A 15812-nucleotide genomic window follows, 5' to 3' on the forward strand; every position below is an offset into this window, starting at 1 on the left:
GCCAGCTCCGCGCCGTGGTACCGGCCGGTGCCGGCGCCGGCATCCACCACCAGGGGGTACGCGCCGACGTCGGGCGTCGAGGGCTCGGACCGTACCCCCGCTGTTGTGTCCTTTGCTCTGCTTACCTCCAGGCGACACCCCTGGTCGGAGACCGGTGCCTCGGTGGGAGCAGAGCCCCGGGGGTGCGTCGCGTCGAGACGGCCGACGGCCTCCGTGGCGGCGGTGGCGAGGGCGGCGGAGATGACGTCGTAGTGGCCGGCGGCCTGGAAGTCCTCCCGGGCCGCGATCATCTCGGCGGTGTCCCCGACGTGCGGGGCGCGACCGGCGAGCAGGTTGACGTAACCCTGGCGGGCGATGTCGAAGCTGTGCCGGTGCGGGCAGCGCAAGGCTCGGGCGGTGCCGGCGGTCGTCTCGCTCAACGGTTCGCCGCAGACCGGGCAGCGCATTCGGTGCAGGATCCGGGGATCCACGTCAGGCCGCCGGCTCGTGCCGTGGGCGGGGCTGCTGACCAGCCAGGTGGTCCACCACCCGGTGGGTGAGCGCGCCGAGCGCCTCGATCTCGGCGGGGGTGAGCAGGTCGATGAGGTTCCGGCGGACGGCGGCCAGGTGGCCGGGTGCCGCAGCCTCGATGGCCTCCCGGCCGGCCGGGGTGAGCGCGACTATCGAGCCGCGGGCGTCGTCCGGGCACTCCTGTCTGGTCACCAGGCCGCGTTGCTGCATCCGGGTGAGGTGGTGGGAGAGCCGGCTGCGGGACCAGAGCATCCGATCCGCCAGATCGCGGAGGCGCAGACGTCCCTCCGGTGACTCCGAGAGGTCGGAGAGCACGTCGTAGTCGGGCTCGGAGAGACCGCTGTCCTGCGTCAGGTCCCGGGCCAGCTCCAGGTCGAGCAGGCGACGCATCCGGCGGTAGCCCCGCCAGGCGCGGTCCTCCCGCTCGTCCAACCACCGTGGCGCGTCCATGCCACCAGCCTACCCGGATCGTTGACATGTCATCGAATCACCCCCTACGGTCGATGACATGTCAACGAATGACCTCTGGCAGCTCTTCGGCGAACGCGGGCGCGGAGTGCTGGTCACCCTGCGCCGCGACGGCCGACCCCAACTGTCGAACCTCGACTACCTGGCCGAGCCGGGGCTCATCCGATGCTCGACCGTCGGCGACCGGGCCAAGGCCCGCAACCTGCGCCGGGACCCCCGGGCGAGCTTCCACGTGACGACCAGCGACGGTGGCGCGTACGCGGTCGCCGACGGCACCGCCACCCTCACCCCACCCGCCGCCACCGAGGACGACGCCACCGTTGAGGAACTGGTCGAGGTCTACCGGCGCATTCGCGGCGAGCACCCCGACTGGGCGGAGTACCGGGCCGCCATGGTCGCCGACGGTCGAGTGGTCATCCGACTCACGGTCGAACGCGTCTACGGCTGGCCCGGATGAGCGGCCTGCTCGGATGGGCAGGAGCTTGCTGACTAGGGTCTGAGCATGGTCGCAACTATCCGATACGAGGACATCGTCAAGGTCCCGAAGGCGCTGCTGCACGACCACCTCGACGGCGGCCTGCGGCCGGCGACGATCGTCGACCTGGCCGCCGAGGTGGGCCACGAGCTGCCCGCCACCGATCCCGAGGCGCTGGGACGCTGGTTCGCGGAGGCGGCCGACTCCGGTTCCCTGGAGCGCTACCTCGAGACGTTCGCGCACACCGTCGCGGTCATGCAGACCGCGCCGGCGCTACGGCGGGTCGCCCGCGAGTGTGCCCTCGACCTGGCGGCCGACGGGGTGGTCTACGCCGAGGTGCGCTTCGCCCCGGAGCAGCACCTGGAGCAGGACCTCAGCCTGGACGAGGTGGTCGAGGCGGTGCTGGCCGGGTTCGCGGAGGGCACCGCCCAGGCCGTCGAAGCGGGCCTGACCATCCGGGTGGGCACCCTACTCACGGCGATGCGGCACGCCGCCCGATCCCAGGAGATCGCCGAGCTGGCCGTGCGGCACCGGGACGCCGGGGTGGTCGGCTTCGACATCGCCGGCGCCGAGGCGGGCTTCCCGCCCACCCGGCACCTGGACGCCTTCGAGTACCTCCAGCGGGAGAACTTCCACTTCACCATCCACGCCGGCGAGGCGTTCGGGCTGCCCTCCATCTGGCAGGCGATCCAGTGGTGCGGAGCGGACCGGCTCGGCCACGGGGTACGGATCGTCGACGACATCGCCCCCGACGGCGCGCTCGGTCGGCTGGCCGCGTACGTCCGGGACAAGCGGATCCCCCTGGAGCTGTGCCCCTCCTCGAACGTGCAGACCGGTGCGGTGGCCTCCATCGCGGACCACCCGATCGGCCTGCTGCGGGACCTGCGCTTCCGGGTGACGGTCAACACCGACAACCGGCTGATGAGCGGCACCTCCATGTCGCGGGAGATGTCGCTGTTGGTGGACACCTTCGGCTACGGCTGGAAGGAGTTGCAGTGGTTCACCATCAACGCGATGAAGAGCGCCTTCATCCCGTTCGACGAGCGGCTCCGGATCATCGATGAGGTGATCAAGCCGGCGTACGCCAAGCTGCTGGCCTGACCCCCTCAGCCGTGCGGGTGGCCGGCGAGCAGGCCGGCCACCCGGCGCAGCACCTCCCGGGCGCGGGCCGCCTCCGCGCCCAACCCGGTCTGCCGGCGCAGGACCGCGGGCTCGGCCCGGAGCAGCGCCACCCCCCGCCGGACCAGCACCCGGGGAGCCTTACGCTGCTCGGACAGGTCACGGGCCAGCCGGCGGAGGAAGGTCGCCCCGCGCGGTCGACGCAGCGCGTACGCCCCGGCCAGCAGTCCCCGGCGACGGCACTCCTCGACGATCTCGGCCGCGAAGATCCCTTCGGCCACGAAAAGTGGCGATCCGTCGACATGGAATGGCCGGGTGGCCACCCTCCGGTCCGCACCGATCGCATAAACCGGCACATCGGCTCGGCCTTCACGAGCAAGTTGGGCAATGATTTCCACCGCTGTCGAGGCGTCCCAGGACTGAGGAGATTCCCAATCCACCTGGCCGTTTCGTCGCGGCAACGTAGGGTCATCGCCGTCTTTGTAGAAGTCGTCCAAGCAGAGCACCGGTAACCCGGTTTGCTGTGCTATGTACGACTTTCCGGAGCCCGAAGGACCGGCGAGCAGGACAACGCGGTGCGGATGTTCCATTACCTTCAGTTACTCCGGCCAGACGGACTGCTATCAAATCGCATCAACATCTCATCACACCTTCGGTCGGGGACAACCTGGGCTTTCTTCTTGCCGACCGGCGTGATGGAATCTCGGGGGTCCGACCCGCCGGGTCGGTCGCTGGGCGTTGCCCGAGGCAACGCGTTGAAGCTGTAATCGCGAGGGCGGTGTTGTGAGCAAACGGCCAAAGATGGCGGGCTCCCTCCTGTCGCGGCTGCGCCAGCCGGCCAGCCGGCTCGGGGACATGCCGATCTGGTCCAAGCTCGGTCTAATCATGATCGTGCCGACCATCGCCACGGTCGTGGTGGGCACCAGTGGTCTGGTCGACCACGTGGAGACGCTCAACAATGCCAACCGGGCCGGCGACCTGGCGAACCTGTCGAGCTATTCAGGTGACCTGGTCGACAGCCTGCAGGACGAGCGGACCGCCGCCGTGCTGCTGCTGGGCGCCGACGGGACGCAGCCGACGGCCCAGTACCAGGAGGCCTACAACCGGGTGAACTCCCGGGTCGACCAGGACGCGATCCCCTACCGGCAGCAGCGCGCCGACATCGAGGACCTGCCGAGCAGCCTGGACGGTCTGCTCGACGGCATCGACCAGAACCTGCAGGACCTGTCGGGCGTCCGCAGCCAGGTCTTCAACGGCAAGCTCGCGCTCACCGAGACCGTGCAGGCGTACGAGGGCCTGATTAGCGACCTGCTCGCCATCCGCGACTCGGCCACGCAGCTCGCCGGTGACAACGACCTGAGCGACCGGATGCGCGCCGCCGCGGCGGTCGCCCGGGAGAAGGAGTTCCTCGCCGTACGCCGGGTCGTGGTGCACCGCGCGCTGGGCGTCAAGGGTGGAAAGCGCCTGACGCCGGCGCTGCGCACCGACTACATCGCCAGCGGCACCGGCCAGCAACAGGCGCTGCAGAGCTTCAAGGCCGTCGCCACTCCGGACGACGCGAAGTTCCACGACCAGACCGTCGCGGGCGGCGACCGTCGGCAGGCACAGAACTACACCGGCTGGATCGACGGCAACACCACCGGCGACATGCGTGGCGCGCCGTTCGGCCCGGACCAGTGGGAAGCCGCCATGACGGCCAACGCCAAGCTGGTCCGCACCGTCGAGACGCAGCTTGACAGCGAAGTGGTCAAGGAAGCCGACGCCCTCCGCTCGGATGTCCAGCGCCAGGTCTTCCTGGAGACCGGCCTGCTGCTCAGCATGCTGCTGCTGGCCATCCTCTTCGCGTACCTGGTCGCCCGGTCCATGGCCCGTTCGCTCCGCGAACTGCGGCAAGGTGCCCTCTCCGTCGCCCAGTACGGCCTACCGCAGGCGGTTGCCCGACTGCGTGACCCGCAGGTCGTCGGGCAGCTCACCCCCGTGCAGTTGGCGAACCAGATCGCCGAGCCGCTGCCGGTCCGCAGCCGTGACGAGTTCGGCCAGGTGACCGAGGCGTTCAACGCCGTCCACCTGGAAGCCGTCCGTACGGCCGCCGAGCAGGCGGCACTGCGCGCCTCCGTCGCGACCATGTTCGTCAACCTGGCCCGCCGTTCACAGATCCTGGTCGACCGCCTCATCGGGCACCTCGACCGGCTGGAGCGCGGCGAGGAAGACCCGGACCGTCTGGCCGAGCTGTTCCAGCTCGACCACCTGGCCACCCGAATGCGCCGCAACGACGAAAACCTGCTGGTGCTCGCCGGTGCCGACTCCACCCGCGTGCAGCGGGAGCCGGCCGCGCTCATCGACGTGCTGCGCGCCGCGCAGTCCGAGGTCGAGCACTACACCCGGATCGAGTTCGGCGTCATCGACCGTGACATCGAGGTCGCCGCACACGCGGTCAACGACCTGGTGCACCTCGTCGCCGAGCTGTTCGACAACGCCACCGCGTTCTCTCCGCCCGACTCGCAGGTGATGGTCGAGGCCCGCCGGGTCGGCGACCGCGCCTCGCTCTACGTCGAGGACCGCGGCATCGGCATCAGCGCCGACCAGCTGCACGACCTCAACGAGCGGCTCGCGACGCCGCCGCAGGTGGACGTGGCCGTCTCCCGGATGATGGGCCTGGTCGTGGTCGCCCGGCTGGCCTCCCGGCACGGCGTCCGGGTCGAGCTGCGCCCCGGCTCCGACCGTGGCACTGTCGCGGACGTCACCCTGCCCACCTCGGTGCTGGTGCCCCGGGCGCTCTCCGGTCGGGTGCAGCAGCCTCCGGCTCTCCCCGCCGCCGGCGGCCCTCAGCAGAACGGGCCCGCACCGGTCTTCGGCGCGCTGCCGGCGTTGGGCAACGGCCCCCGTCCGAGCGAGTCCGGCAACCAGGTCACCCTCGGCGGTCGTCCGTTCGAGCCCGCCTCGCGCAACGGATCCGGCACCCCGGCCAACGCCGGCGGCTACCGCTCGATGCCGGCGTGGTCCGACCTGACCGGCGCTGCCGGTGCGAACGGCGTCAACGGTGGCGACGGGTTCACCCCGCGGCCCGCCAACGGCCAGGGCATCGACCCGCTGCCGCAGCGTCGCGCCGGGGACGACGGGCCGAGCACCGGCCAGCAGCCGTCCATTCCTCGACAGTTGCCGAGCAGCCCCGAGACGCAGCCGTACTCGGCGCCCCCGGTTTCCGCGCAGCCCTACTCCGGCGCGCCGGTCTCCGCCTCGCCGGCCTCCGGTCAGCCGTACTCCGGCCAGCCCTACTCGGGAGCTCCGTACTCCGGTCAGCCGGTGTCCGCGGCCCCGGCCTCCGGCCAGCCGTACGCCGGTCCGCCGGTGTCCGCCTCGCCCGTGTCGGCGTCGCCGGCGTCCGGTCAGCCGTACTCGGGTCAGCCGTACTCGGCGCCGCCGGCCTCCGGTCAGTCGTTCAGCGGGTTCACGCCCCGGTCGGCCCCGCCCGCGCCCGCGGCCGGTGCTCCGGCACCGCCGGCCTGGCCTCCGGTGCCGAACGGGGACCGGGACGCGGCCACCCCGCCGGTGCCCGAGCGGCTCGCCGCCGCCCTGGACATGACCACCGAGCTGCCGCGCGTGCCGCGACCCGGCGAACAGCCGTCCGCCGCAGCCGCCCAGGCTCCGGCTCCGGCTCAGCGTCCGGCTCCGGCTCCAGCTCCGCAGAGTCGGCCGGCTCCGCAGCAACCGCAGGCGCAGAACCGCCAGCGGTACGCGGACGAGACGATGGAGCTGCCGATCTTCCGGGAGCTCGAGTCGGCCTGGTTCCGTACCCGCCGCCCGGGTTCGGAGGAGGGCGCCGCCGGCGCCAAGCCGGCGACGAACGGCGACAACGCGACCCAGCAGTTCGCCACCGTCGAGGCCACCGGTCAGGCAGTCCACAAGACACCACCCGGGACGACAGGTAACACACCGATGGCAGACACTCCGACGGCCGGAGGAGCGCCGCGGGGCAACGGCTCCACAGCGAACGAGGGCGGTCGCCCCAGCCTCGCTGAGAGCCTGCCGAACCGCCGGCCCCAGCCGCAGACCAACGGTTGGCAGACCGCGGCCGACGACGGCTGGCGTGCTGCCTCGGCGGCGGCTGACACGGTGCCGGTGAGCGAGACCACCACGACCGGTCTGCCGAAGCGCAAGCCGATGGCGCAGCTGGTACCTGGTGCGGTGGAGAAGCCCACCACCTCGGTCCAGCGGCGCTCCCCGGAGGCGGTTCGTGGCCTGCTCTCCGCCTACCACCGGGGCGTGCAGCGAGGGCGTAGCACCTCGGACAACCCGACCAGCCCGGAGGCAACTTCGGGTGGGCAATCCTCGCAGTCTGGCTCAGGCCCGGTGGCCGGGAGCGGGCAGAAGGAGCAAGAAGGATGACAACTACGCAGGATCTTGGTTGGCTGCTGGCCAACTTCGCCGACCGGGTGCCCGGTGTCGCGCATGCGGTCGCCGTATCGGCGGACGGCCTTCTCCTGGCGTCGTCACGGGATCTGCCGCGCGACCGGGCAGACCAGCTCGCCGCGATCTCGTCGGGTCTGGTCAGTCTGACCCAGGGGGCAGCACGCTGCTTCGAGGGAGGCGCGGTGTTGCAGACCGTCGTGGAGATGGACAATGGCTTCCTGTTCCTGATGTCCATCTCGGATGGCTCGTCCTTCGCCGTGCTGGCTGCTCGCAGCTCCGACGTGGGCCAGGTCGGCTACGAGATGGCGCTGCTGGTCGACCGGGTGGGCGACGCGCTGACCCCGCAGCCGCGTGCGGCTGCGGGCATGCTGGGCTGACGTCTCGCCGATCGTGAGGTCGGCACGACTTCAACAACGACAACGACGGGTTTCACCGGTGGGAGCCGGTAACGGGTGCGAAGGAGGTGAGCGGCGAGATGGCCGATCGTGACGAACCAACCGGAGCGTTGGTCCGTCCATACGCCGTGACCCGTGGTCGCACCCGTCCCCGGCTCGACATCGCGCTGGAGGCGCTCGTCGAGACGACGGTGCGCGGCCGTACCGCTGCCAATGGCAACGGTGGTGGCCGCGAACACCAGTACATCGCCGCGCTGTGTGACGGACGCGTGCAATCGCTCGCGGAGATCGCGGCGCGGATGCAGCTCCCGCTCGGTGTGGCCCGGGTGCTCATCGCCGACATGGCGACGGACGGCCTGGTCGCGGTCCACGAGCCGACCATCCTGGACGACTCCGACGACGCGGTGGGCACTGAACTGCTGGAGAGGGTGCTGAGTGGACTTCGCAGGCTCTGACATGTCGCACCGCCCGCCGAACCCGGGCGGCCGCGTGACGTCGGCGAAGATCGTTATCGCCGGTGGATTCGGCGTCGGTAAGACGACGCTGGTCGGCTCGGTCTCGGAGATCACGCCGCTGACCACCGAGGCCATCATGACCTCGGCTGGCGTGGGCGTCGGCGACACCCGGCAGGTGCCGGGCAAGTCGACGACCACGGTGGCCATGGACTTCGGCCGGATCTCGATCGACCGTGACCTGATCCTGTACCTCTTCGGTACGCCGGGTCAGACCCGATTCTGGTTCATGTGGGACGAACTGGTTCGGGGCGCGATCGGCGCGGTCGTGCTGGTGGATACTCGCCGGCTGGCCGACTGCTTCGCCGCGATCGACTTCTTCGAGCACCGACGCCTCCCGTACCTGGTGGCGATCAACTGCTTCGACGGGATGCAGTACCACGACCCGCAGGACGTTCGGGACGCCTTGGCGATCTCCAGCGACGTGCCGGTGGTGGCCTGTGACGCCCGTAACCGGGAGTCGACGAAGCACGTGCTGATCTCGCTGGTCGAGTACGTGCTCACCATGCGCCGTACGCGCGCCGTCGCCCCGGCCTGATCGGGACGCAACACGCCCGGTGGTGGCTCCGGCCCCCACCGGGCGCGGCACTCTGCGCGCCCTTCGCCGCTTCCAGAGAGCCTTGGAGCTGTCGGCCCCGGCACCCTGTGGCCGATAGCTCTCCAGGGCTCCTCAGGAGGCGGCGTTGCCGCGTCCTGGACTCCTTGCCCCCCACCACACATGCGACAGCGCCCCCGGTCGACTGACCGGGGGCGCTGTCGTGTGTAGAGAGGGTCAGGACTGGTAACCGGCGGAGCGGTACTCGTACTCCCGGTCGTCGTCACGGTCCCCGTGGTCACGGCTGAAGTCCCAGCCGCCGGCCGCCTCACGACCGGGCCGACCGCCCACCGCGAAACCGCCGATCTCCTGGCCACGACGCCAGCCACGGAAGTAGCCGGTGGTGTTCTCCGCGAGACTTGCCGCATCGCGCACTATCCGCAATGGACGCTCCTCACGCAGCGGGGAACCCGGGACCAGATTGGCCTGAGGCACACGCTTCGGCAGCCCGGCGTTGGTCTCGGCGCCCACCGCGGGACGGGCGGCCTGTTCTGCGGCCTGCCAGCCGGTGTCGGCAGTGGTCGACCAGTCCAGATCGGACTCCTCGGCCTGGCCGACGAACCAGGCCGACTTGGCCTGCGCGAAGATCAGCAGGTCGCCGTCGCCCTCGTCGGCGACCGGCGGTGGCCGGTGCTCGACCGGCGGTGGCCGGTGCTCCATGGGCGGTGGCCGGTGCTCCATCGGGGGCAGCGGCCGGTGCTCGGCGGCACGGTCGGTGCGAGCAGCCGCTCGACCGCCGCGAGCAGCCTGCTCCCGGTCGACCAATCGCAACGGCGGCGTCTCCAGGTGCGGCTCCGTGGGCGGGTTGAGCCCTTCCCGGAGCGCCCGGTCGGCCAGCGGCGGTGGCTCCACCAGCCGCAGCATGGGCGGCTCCTGGGGTAGGTCGTCGGCCAACCAGGGCGGCGTGACCCGACCGTCGGCCCGACCCGGGTCGGTGGGGGCGTCGATGCCGCGCCCACCGCCGTACGGGTAGGCCACCGGGTTGTTCGGCGAACTGTCGGCCGGGTCCTCCGGGTTGTTGACCAGCGGCCAGTTGGCCCGGGACCCCGGGGGCGCAGTGTCCTGACCGGGCCGCGGGGTCGGCACCGGAATGCTGAGGTCGGTGGCGCTGAACCCGCCCGTGGGCGGCTCGTCGACCGGGCGTTGCAGGTGGCTCGACCGTTCGCCGTTGGTCTTCGGACGGGGCGGGATGACCGTACGCTGCCGTTCGGCCCGCGCATTGTTGATGGCGGCGGTGGTCAGCGTCGGCCGGAACGGCTCGCCGGCCTCGGCCGGAGGCACCGTGCCGCGCTGCGTGGGGGCGATCGGGGTGATCCCGGGCGGCGGGGGTGGCGGCGAGGAGACCGGTCGGTTGGTCGGACCGTCGATCCGGCTGGGCGCCGGCTCGGTGGTGCGGTGCGGAAGTGTGGACGCCGGGGGCTTGGCCATCGCGGCCGGTGCCATCGGTGCGGGTGCGACAGGCGGCGGCGTGACCGGTGCCGGTGCCGTCGGGGGCGGCCCGAGTGGGCGGGGCGACGCCATCGGAGCGTTGCCGGGGATCGGCTCGGGGCGGCTGCGGCGCCCGACGGCCGGTGCGGGCTCGGCGGGCGGGGTGGGACGGACCGGGCGCAGCCCTGCACCGGTGGCGGTCATCCCGGTCAGTTCGCCGACCGACTCGCCACGGCGGGCGGCGGCGCGGCGGCCGGGCGCCTGGGCGGGCGCGGTGACCCGTGAACCGAGCGCACTGACCAGGGCTTCACACCCCGCGTCGCAGGCCCGTACGGAGGCGACGGCCTGCCGGACAGTCTCGGCCACCGCTGAGGTGAGCGCCCGGTTGACCGCGGCGCGCCGGGGCGTTTCGGAGATGGCGACCCGCAGGGCGGTGACCGCCTCGTTGATCTCGTCGGCGTCGGCGACCCCGTCGGCGGCCAGATGCGCGGCGATGGCGTCGGCCGCTACCGACACCTCGCGACCACGGGCCACGGTGCCGCCGAGCATGCCCGGCTCGGGCAGCGCGTCGAGCACCGCGAGAGAGACCGGCTCGGCCGGGTCCGGGTACGCCCGCAAGGCCGCCGGGTAGAGCTCACGAAGGACCTCGCGCAGCGCGACGGCGGCCGAGTGTCGACCAGTGGCCAGCGCCGCGTGCGCGGAGAGCACCTGCTTGTAGCCGGCCAGATCCCGGGGTGCCGGCAGGGTGACCGCCGACAGCGCGCCGGCCTGCAACGCGCGGGCCAGGCCGACGGCCCGTCGTTCGGCCGGAGGCGACTGCATCTCCTCAAGGGAGTCGTCGTCGGCGAACCGCTCGGCGAAGTCGTCCACCGAGTCGTCGTCGGCGATCGCCAGGGGTCGACCCGCCGCGCTCAACAGCGAGATGACCGTGTGGTCGTCGCTGTCGGCGGCGATGGCCGCTCCGCTCGGCCCGCCCGACCGCTCCACGAGCAGCGCGACGAGCTGGGCGTAGCCAGCGGCGTCGTCGCTGATCTCGCTGACATGCAGCAGACGGCCTGCGTCATCGACCACAGCGGACGTCAGCGTCGAGCCGGCGGAGGCCGGTCGGTCAGCCGGATCCGCCGAGGCCAGACCGCAGTAAACGCGCACGAGCGCCACGGCGTCGTCCTCCTCCCGGGACAGGTCTTTCCTCTGCCAGCAACTGATGCTCCCCGGTACGGGTCAGTCGCGCCAGTCCACCACCGCAGAGATCTTGCCGACAATGGTGCGCCAACCCAAACTCGCGGTCTGCGCACCGATCTTCTTCAGCCGCCGCCGACCCATGAAAGCGCCGATGCCGCCGTTGGCGGTGGCCCGCAGCGCCTCGTCCAGGTCGTCGAGACTGGAGCCGGCGGAGAGCATGTCGAGCACCGCAGGCAGCCGCAATGCGTACGAAAGGTCACGAGCGACCTCGCCGGCCTCGATCAGCAGGGTCGAATCCCAGGTGTCGTGCCCGCCGCGCAGGTTCTCCACGACGAGGTCGAGCTCGTAGGTGTCCTCGTCGAGCGGCACGATATCTGCCGGCTCCACCCGTTCGGACAATTCATTCCAGCTGTCCAGTTGGGACAGATCGTTGGGAGCACCGGACCGGATGAAACTGACCAACGACTCGGGGGTCTTGAACAGCAGCAACTTGCCCTTGTTGCTGAGGAAGACCGGCACCTCCTCGTCGTCCGCCTCGTCGGCGACGTCCTCGTCCTCGTCCTCGGCCGCGGTTTCGGCGGCCCCGTCGCGGCGTCGCTTCGAGTCGTCCTCGTCGCTGTCGGCGAACTCCTCGGCCAGCTCCTCGTCGAGGATGACGACGGTCTCGTCGTCCTCTTCCTCCTCGATCACCTGACGGCGGGCGAGGAACGGGTCGTCCAGGTCGCGCTCGGCCACGTCGGTCGGGGTCAGCGAGCTGGCCGGCCGGTACGCCCGCAGTGTGAAGCCGGTGCCGGCGGGGAGGGCGATCTCCACGGGATCGATGCGCAGCTCGTCCCAGAGCGCACGGTCGACCGGGCCCGCTGGGCGGTCGATCTCCTCGATCTCGTCTGGCTGGGCCGCGCCGGTGGTGTCGTCGAGCTCGGGCTCGTCGGCGTCGGGCCGTTGGGGCGACTGGCGGGCCACGCTGACCTCCGTGTGCTTCGGGTTGCCCACCCGCCGGGGTCTCTGACCGACGAGTGACTCTGGGCACATACCCTAGTCGGCGGACCTGGGTGACCGGTGCCCGCACCCCGGTGGCCGCTTGGCGCACGGATTCGGCCTGCTGGTGACGGGCGCTGGCGAACCGACCGTTCGACAAGTAGCGTAGCTACGCATGAAGGCCCAGGCGTTGCACGGCCACCTCGACGCTCTGCTGCTCGCCGTTCTCGAACAGGGCGCGCTGCACGGCTACGCCATCATCGAGGCCCTACGCGAGCGCAGTGACGGCAGCCTCGATCTGCCCACCGGCACCATCTACCCGGCGTTGCGTCGCCTGGAGCGCGCCGGGCACGTGGCGAGCACCTGGAGCACCGTCAACGGCCGGGAGCGGCGGACGTACGAGCTCACCGACTCCGGCCGGCGGGCGCTGGCCGGGGAACGCGCCGGTTGGCACGACTTCCAGCTGACCGTCGGCCGGTTCCTGGACCCGGGCAGCCCACCCACGACCCCGGCCTGATCCCCACCGGGCGGGCGTTGGCTCAGCGGGCGACGGCCAGCAGCCAACCGCGCACCGCACGGGTCAGCGAGAAGTAGGCACCGCCGACCAGCACCGCACCAATGATCATCGGGGGCCAGTGCAGTGCGGCGTCCCAGAGGTTGACGGACCAGCCGAAGAGGGCGCACCCGGCGAGGATGGACAGCGCGAGGATCCCGGTCAGGCCGGCGCCCACCGCTCGCTGCAACCGGGCCAGGCCCGGCCGTTGCGAACGGGCGCTGGCCGCGACCACCAGCAGACCGGCCACCGCGAGCAGCAGCGCACCCGCCCAGATCCAGTCGACCGAATTGGAGAGCAGCAGATAGCCGGCCGGGGGGCGTGGGCCGTCGCTCCAGCTCGACCCTTTCCAGGTCAGGTCGCCGGCGACCATCCCCACCCCGGCGATCGCCAGCATCCGCAGGGACAACCCGCGCAGCGCGCCCGCCGCCAGCTCCGCCTGCCAGGAGGCGAGGAGCTGCGCCGGTGAGCCGAACTCGACCACGGCCCGGCGCTGCGCCTCGGTGGGCGGCAGCCCACTTTCGCGGTACGCCTCCACGGCGTCCAGCAACCCGTGCCGGGCCTCGGTCAACAGGTCGGACTTGAGCCGCGCCGGCCCCTGCAACCGGGCGGCGAACTCCCGCAGGTGCTCGTCGACCAACACGTCCTCACGGTGCGGCATGGCACCACCCTGCCACGGAATCCCGACGCCCGACGTCGGGGAGAACCCTGGTCCGTCCCGGAGCCGGGTCAGGGCGCGAGCGCCAGGTAACCCCGTTCGGCAGCGGCCTGGAGCATCCACTGGTCCCGGTACCAGCCCTGGACGGCGACCAGGTCGGCGTGCCGTCCGCGCTGGATCACCCGACCACCGTCGAGGACGACGATCTCGTCCAGCTCGGCCAGCCCGCTGAGCCGATGGGTGATCAGCAGCACCGAGTGCGCGGCGGGCGTGGCGGCCAGAGCGGACGCCAGCACCGCGTCCGCCGCCGCCGGATCCAATCCTTCGGTGGGTTCGTCGAGGACCAGCACCGGTGGCGCGGCGAGCAGGGCCCGGGCGAGCGCCAGGCGCTGCCGCTGGCCGCCGGAGAGCTGCCCGCCCTCCTCGCCGACCAGCGTGTCCCAGCCCGCCGGCTGGGCGTGCACCCACTCCAGCAGTCCGGCTGCGGCGGTGGCCGCCGTCAGCTCGTCCTCGTCCGCACCGGCCCGCCCGAGCAGCAGGTTCTCCCGAACCGTGGCGTGGAAGACGTACGCCTCGGCCAGCAGGCCGCCGACCGCCCGGGGCAGTGCCTCCTCGGCGTACGCCGAGAGGTCCTGACCGTCGAGGGTGATGCGGCCGGACACGGGCCGGACGGTGCCGGTCAGTACAGCTGCCAGGGTGCTCTTGCCAGCGCCGCTCGGGCCGACCACCGCGATCCTCCGCCCGGCGGGCAGGTCCAGGCTGACACCGTCCAGGGCGGGTGCCGCGCCGACCCGGTACCGCACTGTCACGTCGACGAAGCGCAGCTCGTGTGGACCGGCCAGGTCGGTCGTCGCGTCGGTGGATGGGGGAGTCGGCGTGCCGGCATCCAGCAGGACCGCCACCCGGGCCAGGCCGGGCCGCAACTGCGTCCACTGCCGCGCTGCCGAGACAAGGGCGAGTGTCACCTCGACGGCGGCCAGCGCGCCGACGGCCAGGACACCCACCAGCACCCCCGACACGTCGGCGGCCAGCGCGGCCAGCACCACGGCCGCAGCGGTCAGCCCGGCGGTCAGCACCCCGGCCGCGTCCACCGCGAACCCGGTGGCGGCCAGCCGCCGTTCCAACCGGGCCAGTTGGTTGGCGCGCTGCTCGGCGGCGCGCAATGCGACGTCGGTCGCTCCGAACGCGGCCAGGTCGGCAGCGCCGTGGGTGAGGTCGATCGCGTCGGTGGCCAGTGCACCGCGCAGGGGCGCCACCTGGGCCGCGCTGCGGCGGGTGACAGCGGTGGCCAGTGCGGGCAGCGCCACACCGGCCACCAGCACCCCGATGGCGAGCGCCCCGGCGGCGGGCGGTGAGATCAGCGCCGCCCCGGCCACCGCCAGCACACCGACCAGGGCCGCTGCCGAACCGGGTACCAGCACTCGCAGCAGCAGGTCCTGGACGGCCTCGACGTCGGAGACCAGCCGACTCAGCACGTCCCCCGAGCGGTGCGCGGCGTCGCGGCGGGCCGCGAGAGTGGCGAAGACCCGGGCCCGGACGTCGGTGATCATGCGGAGCACCGCGTCGTGCCCGGCGAGCCGTTCGGTGTAGCGGAACACACCACGGCCGATCGCCAGCGCCCGTACCGCGACGATCGCCACGGTGAGCCGGTCCAGTGGAGGCTGGCCGGCGGCGCTCATCAACAGCCACGTGGCAGTGGCCATCAGGGCGAGCCCGGCGAACTCGGTGGCGGCGGCGAGCAGCCCGGCGCCGACCAGGCGACCAAGATAGGGGCGGGCCAGTCGCAGCACGGCCCGCTCGGCGGCGGCCCGCCCGGCCGGTGTCGCGTCGGCCACCGCCGGCGCGTGTTCCCCGGTCATCGGGTGGCCTTTCCGGTCGGTTCGGGCGTCAACTCGGTGACCCGACCATCCTCGACGCGCAGGATCCGGTCGGCGTCGGCGAGCAGTGCCGGCCGGTGTGCCACCAGCAGCGCGGTCCGTCCGGCGACCAGACGGCGGGTGGCGTCGAGCACCACCGCCTCGGCCGCCGTGTCCAGGCGGGCGGTGGGTTCGTCGAGGAGCACCACCGGGGCGTTCCGCAGAAAGGCCCGGGCCAGCGCCACCCGCTGACGTTGCCCGCTGGACAGCCCGTGACCGCGTTCGCCGAGCAGAGTGTCCAGGCCGTCCGGTAGGCCGGCCACGACGTCGTCCAGGGCGGCGTCGCGCACCGCGGTGGCGAGTGCGTCGGGCGGGGTGTCCGGTGCGCCGAGCCGGATGTTGTCGGCCAGCGAGGCGGCGAACAGATGCGCCCGCTGCGGCACCCAGGCGAGCTGCCGACGCCACGCGTCCGGGTCGGCGGTGGCGAGGTCGACCCCGCCCACGGTGATCCGGCCACTGGTCGGGGTCACGAAGCCGAGCAGCAGGCCGAGCAGGGTGCTCTTGCCGGCGCCGCTGGGGCCGATGACGGCGATCCGTTCGCCGGCCCGGATGGTCAGTGTGACGTCGCGTAGCGCGGTGGTCCGCTCGTACGCCACTGTCACCCCCTCGAACC

Annotated in this window: 15 protein-coding genes; 7 read left to right on the top strand and 8 right to left on the bottom strand. The window is 72.2% G+C overall.

Annotated features, from left to right (window positions below):
• Together ACWCO3_RS19010 and ACWCO3_RS19015 are read right to left on the bottom strand one after the other, a co-directional pair.
• On the bottom strand, window positions 1-470 hold a 470-nt coding region (locus tag ACWCO3_RS19010), incomplete at its 3' end, for a putative RNA methyltransferase (RefSeq protein WP_450011203.1).
• Window position 471: 1 nt separating this feature from the next.
• Window positions 472-960 (bottom strand): MarR family winged helix-turn-helix transcriptional regulator, encoded by a 489-nt coding sequence (locus ACWCO3_RS19015; protein WP_145786249.1) that lies wholly within the window; start codon window positions 958-960, stop codon window positions 472-474.
• A 58-nt stretch (window positions 961-1018) separates the two neighbouring features.
• Between ACWCO3_RS19015 and ACWCO3_RS19020 the strand changes: the two genes are divergently transcribed.
• On the top strand, window positions 1019-1435 hold the full coding sequence (locus tag ACWCO3_RS19020) for a PPOX class F420-dependent oxidoreductase (protein ID WP_357930875.1): 417 nt from the start codon (window positions 1019-1021) through the stop codon (window positions 1433-1435).
• A gap of 45 nt (window positions 1436-1480) precedes the next feature.
• Window positions 1481-2554, top strand: coding sequence for an adenosine deaminase (locus ACWCO3_RS19025; RefSeq protein ID WP_145786251.1), 1074 nt, complete (start codon window positions 1481-1483; stop codon window positions 2552-2554).
• Window positions 2555-2559: 5 nt separating this feature from the next.
• On the opposite strand, the gene ACWCO3_RS19030 is transcribed toward ACWCO3_RS19025, so the two are convergent.
• Window positions 2560-2853, bottom strand: coding sequence for a hypothetical protein (locus ACWCO3_RS19030; protein ID WP_231924438.1), 294 nt, complete (start codon window positions 2851-2853; stop codon window positions 2560-2562).
• A 502-nt stretch (window positions 2854-3355) separates the two neighbouring features.
• Between ACWCO3_RS19030 and ACWCO3_RS19035 the strand changes: the two genes are divergently transcribed.
• The 4 genes from ACWCO3_RS19035 to ACWCO3_RS19050 all read left to right on the top strand — a co-directional run bounded on the left by ACWCO3_RS19035 (window position 3356) and on the right by ACWCO3_RS19050 (window position 8427).
• The gene (locus tag ACWCO3_RS19035; protein ID WP_450011207.1) at window positions 3356-6958 is read left to right on the top strand and encodes a nitrate- and nitrite sensing domain-containing protein; all 3603 of its coding nucleotides are present in this window, start codon (window positions 3356-3358) and stop codon (window positions 6956-6958) included.
• Complete coding sequence (locus ACWCO3_RS19040) at window positions 6955-7359, top strand: roadblock/LC7 domain-containing protein (RefSeq protein WP_030329023.1); 405 nt, start codon at window positions 6955-6957, stop codon at window positions 7357-7359. Before ACWCO3_RS19035 ends, ACWCO3_RS19040 begins: the two co-directional genes overlap by 4 nt.
• Window positions 7360-7457: 98 nt before the next feature.
• Window positions 7458-7832, top strand: coding sequence for a DUF742 domain-containing protein (locus tag ACWCO3_RS19045; RefSeq protein ID WP_124820399.1), 375 nt, complete (start codon window positions 7458-7460; stop codon window positions 7830-7832).
• Between the two features lies 1 nt (window position 7833).
• Window positions 7834-8427, top strand: a complete 594-nt coding sequence (locus ACWCO3_RS19050) for a GTP-binding protein (protein ID WP_450011208.1) — start codon at window positions 7834-7836, stop codon at window positions 8425-8427.
• A gap of 234 nt (window positions 8428-8661) precedes the next feature.
• On the opposite strand, the gene ACWCO3_RS19055 is transcribed toward ACWCO3_RS19050, so the two are convergent.
• Window positions 8662-11094, bottom strand: a complete 2433-nt coding sequence (locus tag ACWCO3_RS19055; protein ID WP_450011214.1) for a transposase — start codon at window positions 11092-11094, stop codon at window positions 8662-8664.
• Window positions 11095-11133: 39 nt separating this feature from the next.
• On the bottom strand, window positions 11134-12087 hold the full coding sequence (locus tag ACWCO3_RS19060) for a DNA primase (RefSeq protein WP_357930869.1): 954 nt from the start codon (window positions 12085-12087) through the stop codon (window positions 11134-11136).
• A gap of 160 nt (window positions 12088-12247) precedes the next feature.
• On the opposite strand from ACWCO3_RS19060, the gene ACWCO3_RS19065 reads away from it, so the two are divergent.
• Complete coding sequence (locus ACWCO3_RS19065) at window positions 12248-12589, top strand: PadR family transcriptional regulator (RefSeq protein ID WP_145786255.1); 342 nt, start codon at window positions 12248-12250, stop codon at window positions 12587-12589.
• Between the two features lie 22 nt (window positions 12590-12611).
• Here the strand turns inward: ACWCO3_RS19065 and ACWCO3_RS19070 are convergent, their stop codons facing one another.
• From ACWCO3_RS19070 to ACWCO3_RS19080, 3 genes are all read right to left on the bottom strand, one after another.
• Window positions 12612-13286 carry a permease prefix domain 1-containing protein gene (locus ACWCO3_RS19070; protein WP_358161923.1) on the bottom strand — a complete coding sequence of 225 codons (675 nt, stop codon included), beginning with the start codon at window positions 13284-13286 and terminating at the stop codon, window positions 12612-12614.
• Window positions 13287-13354: 68 nt separating this feature from the next.
• Window positions 13355-15142: a thiol reductant ABC exporter subunit CydC gene (cydC, locus tag ACWCO3_RS19075; protein ID WP_358161921.1), complete on the bottom strand. Its 1788-nt coding sequence runs from the start codon at window positions 15140-15142 to the stop codon at window positions 13355-13357.
• A partial coding sequence (locus ACWCO3_RS19080; protein ID WP_450011212.1) for an ATP-binding cassette domain-containing protein occupies window positions 15139-15812 on the bottom strand: 674 nt, incomplete at its 5' end. The genes cydC and ACWCO3_RS19080, both read right to left, overlap by 4 nt.

This window comes from Micromonospora sp. NPDC002411 (assembly GCF_053592955.1).